The organism is Halobacillus hunanensis (assembly GCF_900166655.1).
Classification (GTDB): Bacteria; Bacillota; Bacilli; order Bacillales; family Halobacillaceae; genus Halobacillus_A; species Halobacillus_A hunanensis.
Window position 1 is genome coordinate 30325 of the sequence record NZ_FVZB01000004.1, and the last position, 16511, is coordinate 46835.

Genomic DNA, 16511 nt, shown 5'->3' on the forward strand with positions numbered 1-16511 from the left:
GTTGATTATCTGTGGTTAAAGTTCATAAACCAATACAGAATGTTTTTGTATTCATCGGCACTTAATTTTCGTACAACTAAGTCGTAGTTCGAAAACGTATTTTCTAGTGATCGTTTCAATTCAGCCGTTTTCTCATCCAGATTTTTACTTGCCATTTCCAACGATTCTAGCGATTGATCTTTCATTTTCTCGCTGATGACAATAAGGTGTTCTTTTGTTGTCATTTCCGATGTGTCATTGAATCGCTCAAAATGTTCAATATAAGAAGCAATCAAGTTTTGCTTAACGGTGTCTCCTCGTTCTTCTGCTTCAATATACCGTTTTTTCCAAGCCAGAATGTACGGCACAAAATTGACAGGAACAGTCATATCCAATGTCTGTAAGGATGTATTCGTTGTATCTCCCGAAAAGTGACTGGTGAGAAACGCTGCATAATCATCAAATACATTTGCCTGTTCAACAGTATTGAAGAGTTCCATATTAATGCCTGTTGCGGACATGGCCGCAACTAAATGATTATTATTTAAAACGATGTATTCAAGATACTGCGCTTTAATTAAGGACATGTCTTGAATCGATTGTTGCACTTGGGTTTGCCTTTGCTGCTCTCTTTCATGCAAAGACATATCATAAGGCTTATTTTTACTCGCTTTGTTTTTCTGAAGAAACATTGCTTTTCATCCTTCATTCAAGAAAATGATTTCTCGGTTTTGTTTTGGTATAGAATAGCTTTTGACGATTCTTATAGTCTTGCTGATATTTCAGCCATTGCAGAAGTGTGATATTCATACGTTCTCGTATAGGTTTCATCAAGACAAGAGCGAATCCAATAGAGCCAACAATTAAACCTATAACCCCCCTGATAATTAACAACCAGAGTGGGTACGGGGGAATTAACACAATACCCACACCGATCAAAGCGAAAGGCAACACTTTAGTCACAAAGTTCTTTAAAGAAATACCTGTAATAATGTTGTAGTCTGATTCGACTTCTTCAGGAAAAATAAAAACTTTTTCTTGCGGTTCTTCCATACAAACACCTTCTTACGTAAAGAGATTGTAGACCCACGGAGCAACCCATATAATCGCAGCCCCTAAAGCAACTGCCCCCATCACTCGACCGATGGAACGAAACACTTCATCTTTCTCTTGTGGATTCTTCAACTTGTGCATACTCGTCACGATGATATAAAGACTGACGACTATGCCCACACTGACCACTAACCCTGTCAAAACGCCTTGAATCGTTAGTAAAGCACTATCTATCTTTTGTTCTATCATTCGTCATCCTCCTTAATCCGCCTGATTGAAAGTGTTGTTCTTTGTTCTTTTGTATTAGATTGGTAATCTTCCAACCTCTTACGGGTGTCTTCCTTCGTCAAAAGCTCGGTTAATTTGTTGAGTTTTCCTTCTTTGTTGATTACCTTCCTCGGTTTCAATCTCATGTATTTGTGACTGGTATCTTTCCAAAGCTTTATGTTGGTTGACTCCAAATAAATCAAACATACCTTCCAACATAGCATTTCCGGCAAATTGAACTTCGGATGCCCCTCGTTTCATCTTCAATACTTGTTCTGTCAAATCGGGCATAGAGACATTTTCCAGCGCTTTAACTTCTTTTAATGAGGCCCCATTGTTCAGCATGTGTCTTTCCAGTTTGTATTTACTGATATCGATTCCAGTTTCAGACCGATTTTGCATCACCTTTTTTCTAAGGGATGGCACCGGCTTGCCGTAAGTATGAGCCCAATGTTCCTTTTGGGTTTCCGGAAGTGACTGAAAGTCCTTATATAAAATGCCCTTTTCTCTCTTACGATCTGTGAGGATTTTCTCACCCATGAAGGTTTCAAATGACAGTTTTACCATGATATTCACCTCCAGTTATATCCAATTCGAGTCTATCACACAGCTTGATGATCCTCTATCGTTTTCACAAACAACCGATCGAGAACATCACTATCATAATTCTTCCAGAACGAACGAGGTGTCCCTGTAATGACATAAAGCCACTCAATAATGGTGCTACGTTCGCTTTGGCCCATTGATTTCTCTCCTTTCTTTTTTTGGTTTCATCCTTAATAACATCATATCAAGTATGAATTATTTTGTAAATAAAAAACAGCAAATTCTTACTGTTTTTTAAAGTCCCAAATCAATGCTGATTTGTGCCATTATTAAATTTAAATAATATCGCTCACTCATGTTCATTTCTTCAGCATTATCTTGGATTTGTTCTTTTACTTCTTCCCCAAATGTTAGATGTAAAAAATCTTTATTAGTTGTATGAAAAGATTTTACAGTTAATGTTTTGTTCATTACATAATGAGCGATCAGACTATTTAATGATATTGCATTTTCAGTACAATATTTCATAAGTTTATTTTTGATTGTTTTATCAATTGTTATTTGAACATTAGCTTTTGTTGCACTATAAATTGTTGCATCCTCTTTTAATATATCCTCCCCTAAAAACTCATGGGAATGTTTGTAGAAGTAATCACAGACTAATAAACCGAAAAACCTTCTTCTTGATAATCCAAAGTGATCGAGCTGATCTAATCGGTCTTTAAACTGTTGGTTTACGGTAATGTTTGTGGCATGAGTCAAACCATGAATATCCATCTTAATTTGATCTACTTTTTTTCTGGTAATCTCACCTTTTAATATATTAGATAAAGCAAGGGAAATTATATTTCGTTTGCTCGTCCCCATTCTTTTCGCTAAACGACTAATCACTTCATTTATTTCTTTATTTACAAGGACGCTGATTTGCAACTGCATGTCCTGCCCCCTAATTCTCTATTTTATTTGAAGGAAAGTTTTGTTATAATATTATTCAAAGACAATTCGTATCAAGGATATTTCATAAAATATGATACCATGTCTTAAATAGCAGAACAAACTGCCTATTTAGAAAATTCTACAAAAATAAAAAAACCCCTGCACTCAGTTTCATTTGGTTCTTGTTTGGCGACAGCACCAAATGAAACTCCCAAGAAAGCAGAAGGTTTTTATATAGCTATCATTTATATTCTTTGTTCATTGTATCAGAAATATTCATGAAAGTGAAGATAAAACCTCTGTTTTTTCCTTGTCACATTTTGGGCGTTATTAGCGCAGGGAACAAAAAATGGAGGTTTTTATAATGGAAAATCAAACAGCAATTTTAACAAAGCCAAAGAAACCAAGAGGAGAATTACGGTTACCGCAACTTCACTTTGTTGCAATGGACGATTGGGTTGACAAATTAGGAGAAAAATCATTTGTACTCTGGTTGAAATTATTAACCCATGCCGACCGTCGTGATCCAGAGAGAATCCAAGATATAGTACCTTATGATATTGAATCTTTAGCCAAAAAACACTTAGGAATGAGTAAGGCAAAATTTTACCGATTGATAAAACCCCTCTGGAATTATGGGCTTGTTGATCTCATTGAATATGAAGCATCAACAAGAAAAACTCAAAAACCTGTGAATGTCATTATATATGAATATCCTCAAAATGATTATGGGCTTGCTATTAAACCATTAGAAAAACTACGTGATTACGAAACAGACTATAAATCAAGTGGAACCAAGTTCGGCAAAAAAGGAGGACGTCCAAAAATAGAAAAGGACACAACTTCTAACCGTTTTAAAAATAAAACGGTAGGTAAATACCACTTAAACCGTTTCAAAAGTAAAACGGTAACCGTTTCAAAAGTAAAACGGTTGACCGTTTCAAAAATAAAACCCAATAATGTATCAAATGAATCTAGTAATGTATCAAATGAAAGTAATAATGTTTTAAATAATTCATCATCATCAATAGATAGAGATAACACCATACATAGAGAATCACCTAAAAAAAATATTGATGATGATGAGAACATAAAAAAACTAAATCTCTTATTCAATGAAAATAGTAGTTATCAATATCTCTATGATTACCTTGACAATAAGAAAGTTAACCATCGGGATATTGAAGACACCATTATTAAATGTTCCGAGCTTGAAATCACATCATTCACAAGGGCCGATCTTGATATACAATGGCAACGAGTTATAGAGCAACTTGACAAGGGAAGTATTACAGTTTTTAGTAAATTCTTTGCTAAGGGTCTTGCTATAATCAAAAAAAATAAGGGCATCAGAAAAAATCATCATGAACAAGTCCAACGGGATCAAGATGAAGATGTTGAAAGAAAACGAGCAAGACAGCAGTTAAGATCAACCCTTTATTATAACTGGTTAGAAGAATCCTAATAAGTCCGTAAGGAGAAAAATGTAATGGATAAATACTCTATTTTTAATTGTTTGGACTTAATAAGAAAAAATAGATACGTATTAAAAGAAACAAAAACTCCATCCCCTGAAGGTGATGTTATTATGTTGATAGACGATCAACTCAAGGTATATATATCTAACCAATTGGGAATAGAAGATGACTTAATGATTGGAAAAATGATAGATATTTATTTAGAAGATAAACCATTTAACTATGAAGGCTATAGTGTTTCTATAGATACAGATGGTTTCATTCAATTCTTAAAAGGTAATAGCAATAACCCTTTACAATAAATAGATAACTGAAGCTGTTGAAAAAGCAAATAATGAATTATTATGATCGGTTAAACAGGACGGGTGAACCATGCTTTCTAATATTGGAAGAAAAACACTGGTATCATCTATAATTGCGGTGTACACGGTCGATCCCCGTCCATAGGCGTGCTGTGCCTTGGACTGGACGTGATGAAAAGGATGTCTACCAGGTGCTAACTCTTCAGGAAACATAAATTTATTCAGTGGACAGAGGAGGCCCCTGAAAAGATTGAGTATTTACGTTCACCATGATTGACGCTTAAAACGCCCATATTTGCTATGTGTGGTGTTTTATGTCTAAATAAGGGTTATTTATAAGGGGAATTGTTTAAAAACGCCTATAAAGCCTAAAATGGCAATTTGCACCCTATCAATATTTATTGAGATGGGACGAAACTTCATTAATCCACCTTTGTGGAGGGATTTTATGATTCGAAAGAATAATGACTGAAGAAGAAAAGCAAAGTGAATTTGAACGATTGTGGCAGATAGAGGAAAAACAAAGCGAAATCCTGAAAAAACAAACAGGAAAAGGATTGTATGAAGAAGTTGATATTACCGACGACGGAAGGATTTAGAAGGCAACGATTAATCAGGCAGCACCTCTTCTAGCTATATTGTGAAATTAAGATACAAAAAGGTGATTAGTATGAATCAAGACATGGGAAGATATCTTGATGAAATGTATTATTTTCCCCCTTGTCATAAAAGTGCTAAAGAATGATAAAAAGCTTTTCCAAGAATTCAAAATGAGGAATGTCTACTTAGACAAAGTGGATTCGGTTATCGAATCCGTACAAACTGATCTCAACCATGTGAAACAACAAATGTATTCGGTTTATCATGTAGATATCAAACAGTTGAATCAAAAAGGTGAAGTATTACAATACAAATGGACTACAAGAGACCAGGACGGGATTATTGAGCTTTCGTCTAGCCAACTCCGGGAACATACAAAAAATATGCTGCAAGAATACTTCTATGGCTCCTTAGCAAAACCTTATAAACCAAAAGTTCGAACATGGGATGAATAACATGTTCTTAAGTATAGGAAATGTGTATATGTCCTGTTTTCGAGGTACACTAAACATAGAAGTAGCTAAATTAAGAAGGCCCACGGTGCTTTAACAACGCAGGTCACAACAGACCGAACTATCAAGAGGATAAGGCTTTAATGGTGTCCTTTTGCCATCACATAAGGGGGTCTGTTGTTAGTGCTATTGAACATGATATAGGCAAGCAGCCTTTCCCATTAAGGAAAGGCTGAAACAAACTACTCAAGGGCGGTTTAGGTCGTTCAGGTGTACAAAGTTGCTGTCCGTGGTATAATAAGCATAGAAACAACAAATAATCATAAAATAAAGAAAGACCGCAGGTGCTACTAACACCATACGGTCTAAATACAATATGATCAGTTCCCCTACAAGGGGGGACGGAGCAGTAAGGAACAGACCTCACCACGAGCCGCTAACTCAGAAGGTGGGGTCTATTTTTTATGGTTTATGATCGTAACAACAAGTGTTGCGAAGGCGATCATCAAAAATAGAACTTCAAAGGTTGTCAAAGGCTAACACCCCCTTTGCATCCGACATGTCCAAAAGACACGACAAACAGCAGGAATGCGCCGACCCCGACCTTGAGAAAAACCGAACCATTGTACATTAATTATAACATGTAACCATTGTTAAATGGGGCTTATACAATGATTTGTAGTTTTAATTTATAAAAAACATCTACATTTAAAATTAAATTTAATATTGTTATTAGTATTCATATTAGATTCGATTTCAGTACTAATATGAGTATTGATGTTAACACTTACATTAGTGCTAAATAATATACTTAACGGCCCCTTTGAAAACGGTCACTTCTACAGCCTCTCCGTTCTTTTCCGTTTCCAGAATGATTTCATACTGGAATACTTTCAGTAACTTCCCTTTCATCACTTTTCCATCAAGAAAACAAATCGAAATGTTTTCCCCTATTTTGTGGATATACCCGTACTTCTTCTTTTCGCTAGTTCCCATTACCTTATTTCCCCTTTCCTTTTGCTAAGTCGTTCTACTACGAGACACTTTTCTATACAAAGCAATGACAGCTCTGTTTTCTCTTTCCCATTCCTGATTTTTCAGCATTGGAATATTAAATGCTTGTTCCATTTCCGTCATGAGCGTGGCAAAACGACGATCCTTTTCTCCGGTTGATAAACCACATGTAATTGTTTCTTCATACCTTCTATTGAATGCTTTTAATGCTGCTCTTTTTTTAGTCATTCAGGTACCTCTCATCTATGACTTAAAAACGGATTTCAAGAACTCATTAACGAGGTTAGATCGTGCCCCTTTCCCGTGCTTCTTTCCGAATTTCTCAAATTCTTTTGCGATATCCTCATCGAGATGAATACTCACTTGCCGTTTCTTTACTGGCTTCTCTTTTCCTGTGACCGCAGAAACAATACTTTCTATGTTGTTAGTGTTAGAACTGGTTTCATTATTATCATTAGTATTAGTGTTAACACTTTCATTAGTTTTATTTTCAGTACTAGAATTAGACTTAGAGTTATTATTAGTACTGGATTTAAAACTTATATTAGAATTATCTTTGACGTTCTTATTGTTTTTAGATTCAGTGTTATTATCCGTTTCATTATTTGTATTAGTGTTAGTGTTCTTATTCTTATCAGTATTAGCGACTTTTCCAAATCCGGCCAACCCTTTTTTATTACTCATCCTCATTGATCTCCTTCCATAGTTCAAAATAGACATTTGCTTTTTGTATATTTTTACCCAGGGTAGCAGGTAAATTATCATACGCCACGGAACTTGCAAATCGGATGGTTGAAGGAATATACGTATCAAACATTTTCACGCCATTTTCTATGGCGTATCTGCGTGTTTCTTGCATGACTTCTTGGTGCAGTGTTGTTTGGTAATTCACCATTGTTGCAAACACACCGAGCAAGTTTAGGTCAGGATTATATTGCTCTTTAAAATCTTCAATGGTTTGCAGCACTTTTATTAACGATCTCATTGAGTATGATTCTGGATTGTAAGGAATCAACACTTCATCAGCAAATGTAAAGGCGTTGCCGACCATCAGGGACAAAGAAGGTGGCGTATCTATAAAAATATAATCGTACTCATTTTTTAATTTAGCACATGTCTTTTTCATGATGGTAAATGGTTCAGGGTATTGATCTCTGTCTCCGATCACTCCGAAGTCAAATCCTACTAAATCATCATTAGCAGGTAAAATATCAATATAATCATGCGCCTTTACAATGACTTCTTTAGGGTCCGTTTCTTCAAGCAATACATTGTATAATCCCTGTTCAAAATCATTATCTGGATTAAAGCCGAAGGTTAGTGCAACATTCGACTGATTGTCCGCATCAATGATGAGGACTTTCTTTTTTTCGGTAGCTAAAACTCCTGCCAAATTCGTTGCTGTTGTCGTTTTCAACGAACCGCCTTTGTTGTTATTAATACAAATAACAGTACCCAAATTAATACCACCTCTCAAATTATATTTAATGTTGTTACTTATTATTATACTTTGACTAACTCTAAAGTCAACACTTACATAAGTACTTTTATTGAATCTAACCATAAAATTAAAATTAATACTAAATCTAATCATAATTGTGATTTTAAATTTATTTCTAAATCTTATTGGAGTGAAGAATAAGTTTATAGGGGTCACCCAAAGGGTCTACTACCAGTTTCTAAGATAGCCAAGTACGCTATCTAACAAATTGGTGTATCTCGCTTCCCTCTAAAATCGTCGATAACAACGGGCTGTAGCAAAGGGGTAGGTCGTGAAGCAAAAACAGTCCGATAAGTTCCTGTCGATTTCTTAACGGGTGAACGATGACAAAACCATCAAGACCGTTCAAAAGGGATAGCAGGCTACGCCTGCTTTTTATTATGGTTATTTTTCCTTTTGCACTCCGAATCGTACAACGCCCTAAATCTTCTAACCTTCCAATGGGGCAGGTACCGTATGCCTTTCCCCATTGGAAGCTAAGAAGATTATGAAACCATCAATAAACTTTCACGGCATAGCCTTCGCTTTCGCTACGGTATTCCATGTTTTATTGACAGTTTCATATAGGGGTTGTGAGATTCTCCATAGCAAAAGGGAAAAATAATCCCCTTTAGGGGACTTACTCCGTTTCGGAGTTACAAAAATCAAAAATAATTTCAAAGGAGCGAAAAGCAAATGATAGTAAATTTCAATAGTGCCAAAGCAGACAAAGGAAAATATTTTGTTCATACCAAAAAAGGGGGAAGTCGCAATGCTGAAAGGATAGAAGGTAAATCTGCATGGTGTGTGCAGTATGAACAAACCGATGGAAACAAAGTTCCCTTGTCTTGGGTAGGAAAAGGTCTGGTTGTTGAAATAGAAAAGAAAGGTGGTGAACGGTAATGAGTAAAAAAATCTATGAAATGATTACGAATCAGATCATAAAGAAGTTGGAGGAAGGGACAGTCCCTTGGAAAAAACCTTTTAAAAATGGTGTAGCTATTAATTGGAAAACACAAAATCCATATCGCGGCATTAATACCATGCTTTTAGAGGGTGGAGAGTACGCCACATTTAAACAAATAAAAGAGAGTGGGGGAAAGGTTAAAAAGGGAGAGAAAAGCCAAATCGTTGTTTTTTGGAAGTGGTTAGAGGTTGAGGATGAAGAAACAGAAAAAGAAAAAAAGATCCCATTTTTACGTTATTATCGGGTCTTTGAAATTAATACACAAGTTGAAGGGTTAGAAAGTAAACGAGACACAGAAAGTTACAATCATAATCCCATCGAAGAAGCTGAAAAAATTAAACGGGAATATGTAAATGCGCCGTCCTTTAGTTTTATATCTGGTGCCGCATATTACAAGCCTTTCGAAGATAAAGTTAATGTCCCACCTATAAAAGATTTCGAGGATGTAAACAAGTATTATAGTACGCTGTTTCATGAACTTATTCACTCAACTGGACACAAAGAAAGATTAAGCAGGGAAGGTATCACAGGGACTATAAAATTCGGGAGTGAAAACTACAGCAAAGAAGAATTAATTGCAGAGCTTGGGGCTTCCATGTTGTGTGGAGTAACGGGAATAGAAAATACAACAATTGATAACAGCGCATCGTATATTCAATCATGGTTGCGAGCATTAAAGAATGATAAAACATTAATTATAAGGGCGTCTCAACAAGCGCAAAAAGCCAGTGACTACATTCAGGGCCTAACATTTAAATATTAAAAATTCCCCTTCATGGTGATTCCTTTGAGGGGAATAAAGGAGATTGAAGAAGATGAAATATAAAACGAACAAAACAGTAACAATAAATACTTACAAAGGAAGTTTTGAAGTCTCTGAAAATTGGTTGAAACAAAACACTGAAGGAATGAATATAAGTGAATTTCTAAGTAGCTATACTTGGGATGATGGAGAAAGGTTATACAATAAATTGTTAGAGGAAATTGAATGATAAACGCTGTTTACCCGGTTTCGATTCTGACCGGGTAAACTGTTACGCATGGATGAAAAACTAAGGTTTTTCTTTGGTTTAAAAAGCAGGCATCGAGCCTGCTTATTGGTTGCTGAAGCAACCATGAAAACAAGGAAAAAACACTGACGAGTTTTCACTATTCAATTCAAATTATGACTCCATGATGTAAGATTTATAGATTAACATTAGAGGGATGATATTTGTTGGGTTTATTTTGATTGACGTATTGAGAAAACATTTTAAGTAATGCCTCTGTATCTTCAATGGATAAATGTTCACATTCAAAATACTTTTCAAGTAAAGCACCTTTTTGGATAATTCTTCTGGTTCGTTCTCTACGTTCTTTTGATTCGACCTTTTGACGATCACGACTGATTTCAAGTTCCAATTCATTAATTTTTGCTTGGATTCGATCAATCTTATTCATGAATAATTACCTTAATATTGTTTTGCGTATTGATCTGAAGATGATGTTTCTAAATTTGAATTTTGTTCGTCAAATTGATCTTTAAGGTAACTAATTAGTTCAATTGCTTTTTTTTCATCTTCATAATCTAGGTTAAATGTTTTTAAAAATTGTTTACCAATTTTATTTTCAAACTTCAGTTTTTCTTCTTTGATTTGTTTTTGAAGTTCTTCGATTTTCTCTTGCTTACTTTTAATTCTATTTGCCATCAGTTAATCGCTCCTTTGGGGTTTTATTTTATTGTGGCATAATTCAAATAATATTGCAATAATTTTCCCTGTTTGCTATAATGTTCCCAAGTTCAATGAACGAAGGGCGCACTTATGCACCGTTTTTAACGGTGCGCCAGTACCTGTCAAACTAACGTTTGAGAAGGATAACGCCCTCAAATGATATGTGGTAAAATTCGCTTCGCTCATGTTGAAAAAGAAAGGAGGATGTATGTTATGGCTATTTATCATTTTTCAGGTCAAATGATTTCAAGAGGTAAGGGACAATCTGCAACGGCTGCGGCTGCTTATCGTTCTGGTGATAAATTACATAGTGAAAGATACAATAAAACCAATGAATACAAACGTATAGTACAACCTGAATCATTTATGATGAAGCCTAAACATGCACCTGAATGGGCAAACAACAGAGAGCAATTATGGAATGAAGTTGAAAAAGTTGAAAATCAAAAAAATGCCCAATTAGCAAGAGAGTTCAACGTGGCATTACCTGTTGAATTAAGCAATGAAGAACAGACTAAGTTAGCAAAGAAATTTGTCCAAGAAGTATTTGTCGATGAGGGTATGGTTGCCGATCTATCCATTCATCGTGACGATGTAAATAATCCGCATTTTCATGTCATGCTGACTACAAGAGGGTTTAAAGAAAATGGAGAATGGGATGCTAAAGCATCGAAAGTTAAATTAGAAAATGGCAAACAAAAACGAATCAATAAAAACAATTGGGGCGACCGTGATACTTTTAGAAAGTGGCGTAAACAATGGGCAGATTATGCCAATCAATCGTTAGATCAAAACGATATCAACGAAACAATAACTCATCGTTCTCATGAGTCTCTTAATAAAGAAACTGTTCCAACGATTCATGAAGGATATCAAGCACGTAAAATGGGTGATGAATCAGATCGTGTAGCCGTTAATAAACAAGTGAAAAGACATAATGACAAAGTACAGTTGTTAAATGAATATAAACAGGAAAAACAAAAACTCGAAAAATCCGAACAACTTTCCCGTTCCTTTTCTCCGAAAGAGAAAAAGGAAATTTCTAAATCTGCAAAGTCATTAAAAATGTTTGTTTCTTTTAGAAATATTAATGAAAAAGAAAAGATGCTAGCCAGATGGAAACATTCAACTTTGACGAAAAATGGGCAAAGTGATAATCGTGAAACACTGCAAAAAATTAAAAGCATTAAAGATAAGTTAGAAGTGGTTGATAACATTTTAAACAAAGAAGCAAACCGTTTCATCGAAAAACATTATCCTGCATTATCAAAAGAGATGTACAATGATTTTTCTGCGAAATATTTAGTTGATGTATCAGTGAAGGAAAATAAAATTTTTGACCAAGATGAAACGATGAAGATTTTAAAAGAGGGTCAACAAGAAGAAGTCAATCACGAGTTATCTAAACTGGTTCAAAATCGTCATTATTCTTATGAAACTTTAATTACAAGAAAAGATCAGTTGACCAATCAATTTGAAGCTTTACTTCTTAAATACAGAGTCGATTTTAATAAGCCTAGAACATTCGAAAGGCTTACACCAGAAGTACAAAATGACATCCGATCAACACATGAAACGCTACAATCAACGAAGCATGCTGTTAACTTTTTAGAAACGTATTATAACGACCAAATCACTCGGATGTATGACCAAGATGTTAGCAAGCAAATGACCATCAATGAAAAGGAATTAGTTGTCGGCTACAATGAGTATTTTAATAAGACCGTGCCATTGAATGGTGAAGGTCATCCTAGCGAGATATTCAAGTTTAGCACCGATGAAAAAGCACAAATCATTGACTTGCTTCATGATTATCAAAACGGTCATCTAAACACGGAAGCTGACACTGAAACAAGGTTCGCTGACATCCTTTCCGGCAGTGCATCCATTCAGCATTATTTTATTGCTGAATGTTTGGAAACAAAAGATTTTGATGCGGATACGAAGTCGAAATTAGAGGATATTTTATCTTCTTATGAAGGTAAACATCAAGACTATATTTCCTTTAATGATACAAGGCAAATGACTTCATTATCTAGCATGGTTCAGGCAACTCAAAACATTGTGGAGAACAGTTTAAAGCAAGCTGATTATGATGAACGAGAAAAACTGCAAGAAATGAATCGTCTGCAAAGTCAACGTAAGCGTAAAGGGTTACGATAACTTTTTAAACAAGGAGATTGATTTAAAGTGGGATACGTATTAATCCTCGCAGAAAAACCGAGTCAGGCTAAGGCTTATGCAGATGCTTTCCAACACACGAGCAAAAAAGACGGGTATATTGAAGTGAATGATCGCCGTTACTTTAATAACAAAGCTGTGATTACATGGGGGTTCGGTCATCTTGTTTCTTTAAAGATGCCTGGTGCTTATAAAAAGGAGTGGGAAAGATGGAGTTTAGAGCATCTTCCCATTCTTCCAGACCATTACAAATTTGAGGTGCCCAAAGATAAGAAAAAACAATTCAATATTGTGAAGGGCTTACTACAGAAAGCAAGTGAAATTGTCGTGGCTACTGATGCTGATCGTGAAGGGGAAAATATTGCTCGCAGTATTATTCGGAAGGCCGGAGCTGAAAATAAACCTACAAAACGGTTATGGATTAATTCGTTAGAGGTGAGGAAATTCAAAAAGGATTTCAAACCCTTCATTATGGAAACAAGTATTTGCCTATCTATGAAGAAGCTCAAGCTCGACAAATTGGTGAATGGATCGTGGGTATGAATGCTTCCCCTTTATATTCATTACTGTTACAGAAAAAGGGTATTCGGGAAACCTTCAGTTTGGGAAGGGTTCAGACACCAACGTTATATTTGATCTACACTCGACAACAGGAAATACATCATTTCAAGCCGGAACCGTTTTATGAACTTTTCGCGAATATCAAAGTTAAAAACGGTACCTTCCAAGCAAAATATAAAGATCGTTTTTCCAAAAAAGATGACCTAATAAATTTCATGAAAGATCAAGGTTTACAATCCGAAGAAAACACCACGATTACAAAGCTCACCAAAGAATCTAAGAAAACCAAATCCCCTAAATTGCACAGTCTTTCCACCTTGCAGACAAAGGCAAATAAAAAGTGGAAATACAGTCCAACGGACGTATTGAAAATCATGCAAAACCTTTACGAAAAAAAGCTGTTAACGTATCATGCCATTATTCCAACAAAGACGATTCCCAAAACGCAAACCATTGATGGACTCAATGAAAAAGAAAAGAATATTTACTTTGAAGTTCTTCTTAATACATTGGCCATGTTTGCACCGGACTACCTTTATGAAGAGACAAAGGCTGAAGTTGATGTAAAAGGGGTCGTTTTCCATGCAAAAGGTAAAGTCGAAAAAGACAGAGGATGGAAAGCGTTGTTTGCCAATGAACAAAGCAAAAATGTTGATCGGGAGCAGGAGACAAAGTTACCACCATTAACGGAAGGTGAGAGCGCACTTGTTAAACCTGAAATTAAGGATGGTATGACGCAGCCCCCAAAACCATATACGGAAGGTCAGCTCATTAATATGATGAAAACCTGCGGTAAAGCGATTGACGATAGTGAATCACAGCAAATTTTAAAGGATATTGAAGGACTCGGCACCGAAGCAACCAGGGCGAATATCATTGAAACCTTGAAAAAACAGGAGTATATCAGCGTTAAGAAAAATAAAGTAAAGGTCACAAAGAAAGGTGAAATCCTCTGTCAGTCGGTAGAAGGGACACTTTTATCAAAAGCTGAAATGACAGCCAAATGGGAGCAGTTTTTGCGGCTGATCGGTGAGGGGCAAAAAACGAAAGAGGGCTTCCTAAAAAACATCGATAAATTCATCCATGAATTAATTAATAAAACGCCTGAAGCGTTGGATGCAACAACCATTGAACAGAGGATTGAAGAATCGAAGGAAGAAAGTAGTCTCGGGAAATGCCCGTCTTGTCGAAAAGGGAATATAGTTGATAAACGTAAATTTTTCGGTTGCACAGAATATAAAAACGACTGCCGTTTCACATTTCCGAAAAAGATAGCAAGCAAAAATATATCTGAAGCTAACATTAGAAAGTTATTGGCTAAAGGGAAGACCAATCTCATCAAGGGATTTGCAAGCAAAAAGGGAAAGTCCTTTGATGCCTATCTCATATGGGAGGATGCAGCAGCCGGAAAAATCAATTTTGAGTTTGATAATAAAAAGTCAGGACGAAAGAAAAAATATACAGTTTCCTGATTGGAAGAGGTGATTATTTTGGAGTGGCAGAGGTGCCCCAGATGCAATAGTCGTAGAGTAGGTGAGCGCGGTTCCTTAGGTTGTTTTGGATCCATTTTCATAGTAGGTATATCTATTGGAGTAGCATATATCTCAACATTTTATATATTCGATATTCTTAGCGTATTGATTTTCGCGGTAATACTAACTACTTTAATCTGGTTAAGAGACAAAATGTTTCTTCACCTTTATTGTAAGGACTGCGAACTAGTTTTTTCGCCGTCCAAAAAAGATGTGTCCTAAAGGGGTACGTAGATTGAGGGGATACTTTGGAAAATATAGCAAATCTACCACTTTAGTTGAAAAATTCATATGTGAGACTGAATGGTTTTTTCCATTCGGTCTTTTTTATTGTTCAATTAGAGTACACCCTGCATAAACAAAATAAAACCCTGTAATGTCAAGGTTTAAAATGTTCATTCAGAGTTGTTCAGTCATCCCGTAAATCTTTTTATGTTTTATAAGTAGTTCAGTGAAAAAAGTTCCTACCGTAAGGCCATTGAGTAATCGTGTGGTATAATTTCGTTATAAATCCAATATATGTAGGAGTGTTTCTTTTGAGCGAACTTCGGGAGTTCTATTATTTAGACAGTAAGCTATCTGGAAATTATCTAACCCAGATAGAAGATGGTTTAACGCAATATAAATATGAAAATAAAATGGAAGGAAGTCCAAATCATTCATTCGAAATTTCAACAGGAGCTCTTGGCGAAATTTTATCTAGTACTCTAGGAGTTCCACTTCCTGATTTTTCTTATCGAAGGGATGGAAAATCTGAAAAAATTAAAATTGAAGAATTCAAGACCTTAAATGAGGTTTCACAACTTTCTCGTTTGGTAAAGTATTTGGAACCTGCAATGATTGATATAAAAGAAAAATTAGATAGAGAATCTTGGGGACAACTATCCGAAAATCAATTTATTAAGTTCGATTGTGAATTAAAGGTATCAAATCTATATTTATTCACTGAGTTTACAAGGAAACTTGGAAAAAAGTCTATATTTAATCCTGGGAATGATGAACAATTTAATGAATACGTAGATCATGCTGAAACTATTGAGGATAAGAAATCACAAAAAATTATTCTTAAACCCAACTTTTCGCCAGATAATAATAAATACTATTTTGTGTCTGAGATAAAAAAGAGGTTCTTAGATGAAGACGTAGAATTAAAGGATTTAAATACTGAAAAATTCACTGTAATAGGTAAAATTGATAAAAAAATTGAGACTTCTGAGAAAGAAATTGTATTTGACCTTACTGAAACTGGGATGTTAGAGGTAATGAGAAGCAAAGAAATAAAACAGTTTATAAAGCAGTTTAATCAAAGTATTGATAATCCAATGATGACAAAGTTTTTTTCTACTGAACAGGATATTTACGCAATAAAGCCTGCTATGAAATTTAAACCATTAGCATTGTACAAAACATAATACAAAGTATTAAAAGCTTAATTTTATTTTTATGGTTTG

General features: G+C 35.3%; 24 protein-coding genes. 11 read left to right on the forward strand and 13 right to left on the reverse strand.

Going from position 1 to position 16511, the window contains the following annotated elements; genetic code table 11:
- Positions 1-5: 5 nt before the first annotated feature.
- The 6 genes from trsD to B5354_RS00570 form a co-directional block, all read right to left on the reverse strand.
- On the reverse strand, positions 6-671 hold the full coding sequence (gene trsD / locus B5354_RS00550) for a TrsD/TraD family conjugative transfer protein (RefSeq protein ID WP_079524948.1): 666 nt from the start codon (positions 669-671) through the stop codon (positions 6-8).
- Between the two features lie 13 nt (positions 672-684).
- Positions 685-1032: a hypothetical protein gene (locus B5354_RS00555; RefSeq protein WP_079524950.1), complete on the reverse strand. Its 348-nt coding sequence runs from the start codon at positions 1030-1032 to the stop codon at positions 685-687.
- 12 nt (positions 1033-1044) lie between these two features.
- Positions 1045-1281, reverse strand: a complete 237-nt coding sequence (locus B5354_RS00560) for a CagC family type IV secretion system protein (RefSeq protein ID WP_079524952.1) — start codon at positions 1279-1281, stop codon at positions 1045-1047.
- Between the two features lie 78 nt (positions 1282-1359).
- The gene (locus B5354_RS00565; protein ID WP_079524954.1) at positions 1360-1866 is read right to left on the reverse strand and encodes a hypothetical protein; all 507 of its coding nucleotides are present in this window, start codon (positions 1864-1866) and stop codon (positions 1360-1362) included.
- A 35-nt stretch (positions 1867-1901) separates the two neighbouring features.
- A complete protein-coding gene (locus tag B5354_RS20330; RefSeq protein ID WP_163531423.1) occupies positions 1902-2042 on the reverse strand; it encodes a hypothetical protein in 141 nt (46 codons plus the stop codon).
- 97 nt (positions 2043-2139) lie between these two features.
- Complete coding sequence (locus B5354_RS00570; protein WP_079524956.1) at positions 2140-2781, reverse strand: hypothetical protein; 642 nt, start codon at positions 2779-2781, stop codon at positions 2140-2142.
- Positions 2782-3145: 364 nt separating this feature from the next.
- On the opposite strand from B5354_RS00570, the gene B5354_RS00575 reads away from it, so the two are divergent.
- The 4 genes from B5354_RS00575 (at position 3146) to B5354_RS00585 (ending at position 5616) form a co-directional block, all read left to right on the forward strand.
- Entirely contained in the window at positions 3146-4246 is a 1101-nt protein-coding gene (locus tag B5354_RS00575; protein ID WP_079524958.1) for a hypothetical protein, read from the forward strand.
- A 24-nt stretch (positions 4247-4270) separates the two neighbouring features.
- Complete coding sequence (locus B5354_RS00580; RefSeq protein ID WP_079524959.1) at positions 4271-4561, forward strand: hypothetical protein; 291 nt, start codon at positions 4271-4273, stop codon at positions 4559-4561.
- A gap of 464 nt (positions 4562-5025) precedes the next feature.
- Complete coding sequence (locus B5354_RS20800; protein WP_275897963.1) at positions 5026-5160, forward strand: hypothetical protein; 135 nt, start codon at positions 5026-5028, stop codon at positions 5158-5160.
- 99 nt (positions 5161-5259) lie between these two features.
- Complete coding sequence (locus B5354_RS00585; RefSeq protein WP_079524961.1) at positions 5260-5616, forward strand: YhjD family protein; 357 nt, start codon at positions 5260-5262, stop codon at positions 5614-5616.
- Between the two features lie 452 nt (positions 5617-6068).
- Here B5354_RS00585 and B5354_RS21005 read toward each other — a convergent pair whose 3' ends face one another.
- The 5 genes from B5354_RS21005 to B5354_RS00605 all read right to left on the reverse strand — a co-directional run bounded on the left by B5354_RS21005 (position 6069) and on the right by B5354_RS00605 (position 8086).
- Positions 6069-6146, reverse strand: coding sequence for a putative holin-like toxin (locus B5354_RS21005; protein WP_420810429.1), 78 nt, complete (start codon positions 6144-6146; stop codon positions 6069-6071).
- A 265-nt stretch (positions 6147-6411) separates the two neighbouring features.
- Positions 6412-6609, reverse strand: coding sequence for a hypothetical protein (locus B5354_RS00590; RefSeq protein WP_079524963.1), 198 nt, complete (start codon positions 6607-6609; stop codon positions 6412-6414).
- 24 nt (positions 6610-6633) lie between these two features.
- On the reverse strand, positions 6634-6855 hold the full coding sequence (locus tag B5354_RS00595) for a hypothetical protein (RefSeq protein ID WP_079524965.1): 222 nt from the start codon (positions 6853-6855) through the stop codon (positions 6634-6636).
- 15 nt (positions 6856-6870) lie between these two features.
- Positions 6871-7311, reverse strand: coding sequence for a hypothetical protein (locus B5354_RS00600; protein WP_079524967.1), 441 nt, complete (start codon positions 7309-7311; stop codon positions 6871-6873).
- Positions 7304-8086 carry a ParA family protein gene (locus B5354_RS00605; protein WP_139377028.1) on the reverse strand — a complete coding sequence of 261 codons (783 nt, stop codon included), beginning with the start codon at positions 8084-8086 and terminating at the stop codon, positions 7304-7306. Before B5354_RS00605 ends, B5354_RS00600 begins: the two co-directional genes overlap by 8 nt.
- A gap of 717 nt (positions 8087-8803) precedes the next feature.
- On the opposite strand from B5354_RS00605, the gene B5354_RS00610 reads away from it, so the two are divergent.
- From B5354_RS00610 to B5354_RS20335, 3 genes are read left to right on the forward strand one after another with little or no spacing between them, the layout of a single operon-like run.
- The gene (locus B5354_RS00610) at positions 8804-9010 is read left to right on the forward strand and encodes a hypothetical protein (RefSeq protein WP_079524971.1); all 207 of its coding nucleotides are present in this window, start codon (positions 8804-8806) and stop codon (positions 9008-9010) included.
- Entirely contained in the window at positions 9010-9837 is an 828-nt protein-coding gene (locus B5354_RS00615) for an ArdC family protein (RefSeq protein ID WP_079524973.1), read from the forward strand. The genes B5354_RS00610 and B5354_RS00615 overlap by 1 nt, the downstream gene beginning before the upstream one ends.
- Before the next feature lie 52 nt (positions 9838-9889).
- Positions 9890-10066: a hypothetical protein gene (locus B5354_RS20335; RefSeq protein WP_163531424.1), complete on the forward strand. Its 177-nt coding sequence runs from the start codon at positions 9890-9892 to the stop codon at positions 10064-10066.
- Between the two features lie 193 nt (positions 10067-10259).
- Here B5354_RS20335 and B5354_RS00620 read toward each other — a convergent pair whose 3' ends face one another.
- Together B5354_RS00620 and B5354_RS00625 are read right to left on the reverse strand one after the other, a co-directional pair.
- Positions 10260-10514 (reverse strand): hypothetical protein, encoded by a 255-nt coding sequence (locus B5354_RS00620; RefSeq protein WP_079524975.1) that lies wholly within the window; start codon positions 10512-10514, stop codon positions 10260-10262.
- 11 nt (positions 10515-10525) lie between these two features.
- Positions 10526-10762: a hypothetical protein gene (locus tag B5354_RS00625; protein WP_079524976.1), complete on the reverse strand. Its 237-nt coding sequence runs from the start codon at positions 10760-10762 to the stop codon at positions 10526-10528.
- Between the two features lie 237 nt (positions 10763-10999).
- Between B5354_RS00625 and mobQ the strand changes: the two genes are divergently transcribed.
- The 4 genes from mobQ to B5354_RS00640 all read left to right on the forward strand — a co-directional run bounded on the left by mobQ (position 11000) and on the right by B5354_RS00640 (position 16472).
- On the forward strand, positions 11000-12949 hold the full coding sequence (mobQ, locus tag B5354_RS00630; protein WP_163531425.1) for a MobQ family relaxase: 1950 nt from the start codon (positions 11000-11002) through the stop codon (positions 12947-12949).
- A gap of 27 nt (positions 12950-12976) precedes the next feature.
- On the forward strand, positions 12977-13510 hold the full coding sequence (locus B5354_RS20955; protein WP_338035456.1) for a toprim domain-containing protein: 534 nt from the start codon (positions 12977-12979) through the stop codon (positions 13508-13510).
- Positions 13453-15000, forward strand: a complete 1548-nt coding sequence (locus B5354_RS00635) for a type IA DNA topoisomerase (RefSeq protein WP_338035457.1) — start codon at positions 13453-13455, stop codon at positions 14998-15000. Before B5354_RS20955 ends, B5354_RS00635 begins: the two co-directional genes overlap by 58 nt.
- 596 nt (positions 15001-15596) lie before the next feature.
- The gene (locus tag B5354_RS00640) at positions 15597-16472 is read left to right on the forward strand and encodes a DUF6414 family protein (protein ID WP_079524980.1); all 876 of its coding nucleotides are present in this window, start codon (positions 15597-15599) and stop codon (positions 16470-16472) included.
- The last annotated feature ends 39 nt before the right edge of the window (positions 16473-16511 follow it).

Coding starts and splice junctions, on each gene's coding strand:
- B5354_RS00560 (WP_079524952.1), bottom strand. CDS start 1,281: ATGATAGAACAAAAGATAGATAGTGCTTTACTAACGATTCAAGGCGTT.
- B5354_RS00565 (WP_079524954.1), bottom strand. CDS start 1,866: ATGGTAAAACTGTCATTTGAAACCTTCATGGGTGAGAAAATCCTCACA.
- B5354_RS00595 (WP_079524965.1), bottom strand. CDS start 6,855: ATGACTAAAAAAAGAGCAGCATTAAAAGCATTCAATAGAAGGTATGAA.
- B5354_RS00600 (WP_079524967.1), bottom strand. CDS start 7,311: ATGAGTAATAAAAAAGGGTTGGCCGGATTTGGAAAAGTCGCTAATACT.
- B5354_RS00610 (WP_079524971.1), top strand. CDS start 8,804: ATGATAGTAAATTTCAATAGTGCCAAAGCAGACAAAGGAAAATATTTT.
- B5354_RS20335 (WP_163531424.1), top strand. CDS start 9,890: ATGAAATATAAAACGAACAAAACAGTAACAATAAATACTTACAAAGGA.
- B5354_RS00555 (WP_079524950.1), bottom strand. CDS start 1,032: ATGGAAGAACCGCAAGAAAAAGTTTTTATTTTTCCTGAAGAAGTCGAA.
- B5354_RS00585 (WP_079524961.1), top strand. CDS start 5,260: ATGAAATGTATTATTTTCCCCCTTGTCATAAAAGTGCTAAAGAATGAT.
- B5354_RS00615 (WP_079524973.1), top strand. CDS start 9,010: ATGAGTAAAAAAATCTATGAAATGATTACGAATCAGATCATAAAGAAG.
- B5354_RS00570 (WP_079524956.1), bottom strand. CDS start 2,781: ATGCAGTTGCAAATCAGCGTCCTTGTAAATAAAGAAATAAATGAAGTG.
- mobQ (WP_163531425.1), top strand. CDS start 11,000: ATGGCTATTTATCATTTTTCAGGTCAAATGATTTCAAGAGGTAAGGGA.
- B5354_RS20330 (WP_163531423.1), bottom strand. CDS start 2,042: ATGGGCCAAAGCGAACGTAGCACCATTATTGAGTGGCTTTATGTCATT.
- B5354_RS00590 (WP_079524963.1), bottom strand. CDS start 6,609: ATGGGAACTAGCGAAAAGAAGAAGTACGGGTATATCCACAAAATAGGG.
- B5354_RS00620 (WP_079524975.1), bottom strand. CDS start 10,514: ATGAATAAGATTGATCGAATCCAAGCAAAAATTAATGAATTGGAACTT.
- B5354_RS00575 (WP_079524958.1), top strand. CDS start 3,146: ATGGAAAATCAAACAGCAATTTTAACAAAGCCAAAGAAACCAAGAGGA.
- B5354_RS00625 (WP_079524976.1), bottom strand. CDS start 10,762: ATGGCAAATAGAATTAAAAGTAAGCAAGAGAAAATCGAAGAACTTCAA.
- trsD (WP_079524948.1), bottom strand. CDS start 671: ATGTTTCTTCAGAAAAACAAAGCGAGTAAAAATAAGCCTTATGATATG.
- B5354_RS00580 (WP_079524959.1), top strand. CDS start 4,271: ATGGATAAATACTCTATTTTTAATTGTTTGGACTTAATAAGAAAAAAT.
- B5354_RS20800 (WP_275897963.1), top strand. CDS start 5,026: ATGACTGAAGAAGAAAAGCAAAGTGAATTTGAACGATTGTGGCAGATA.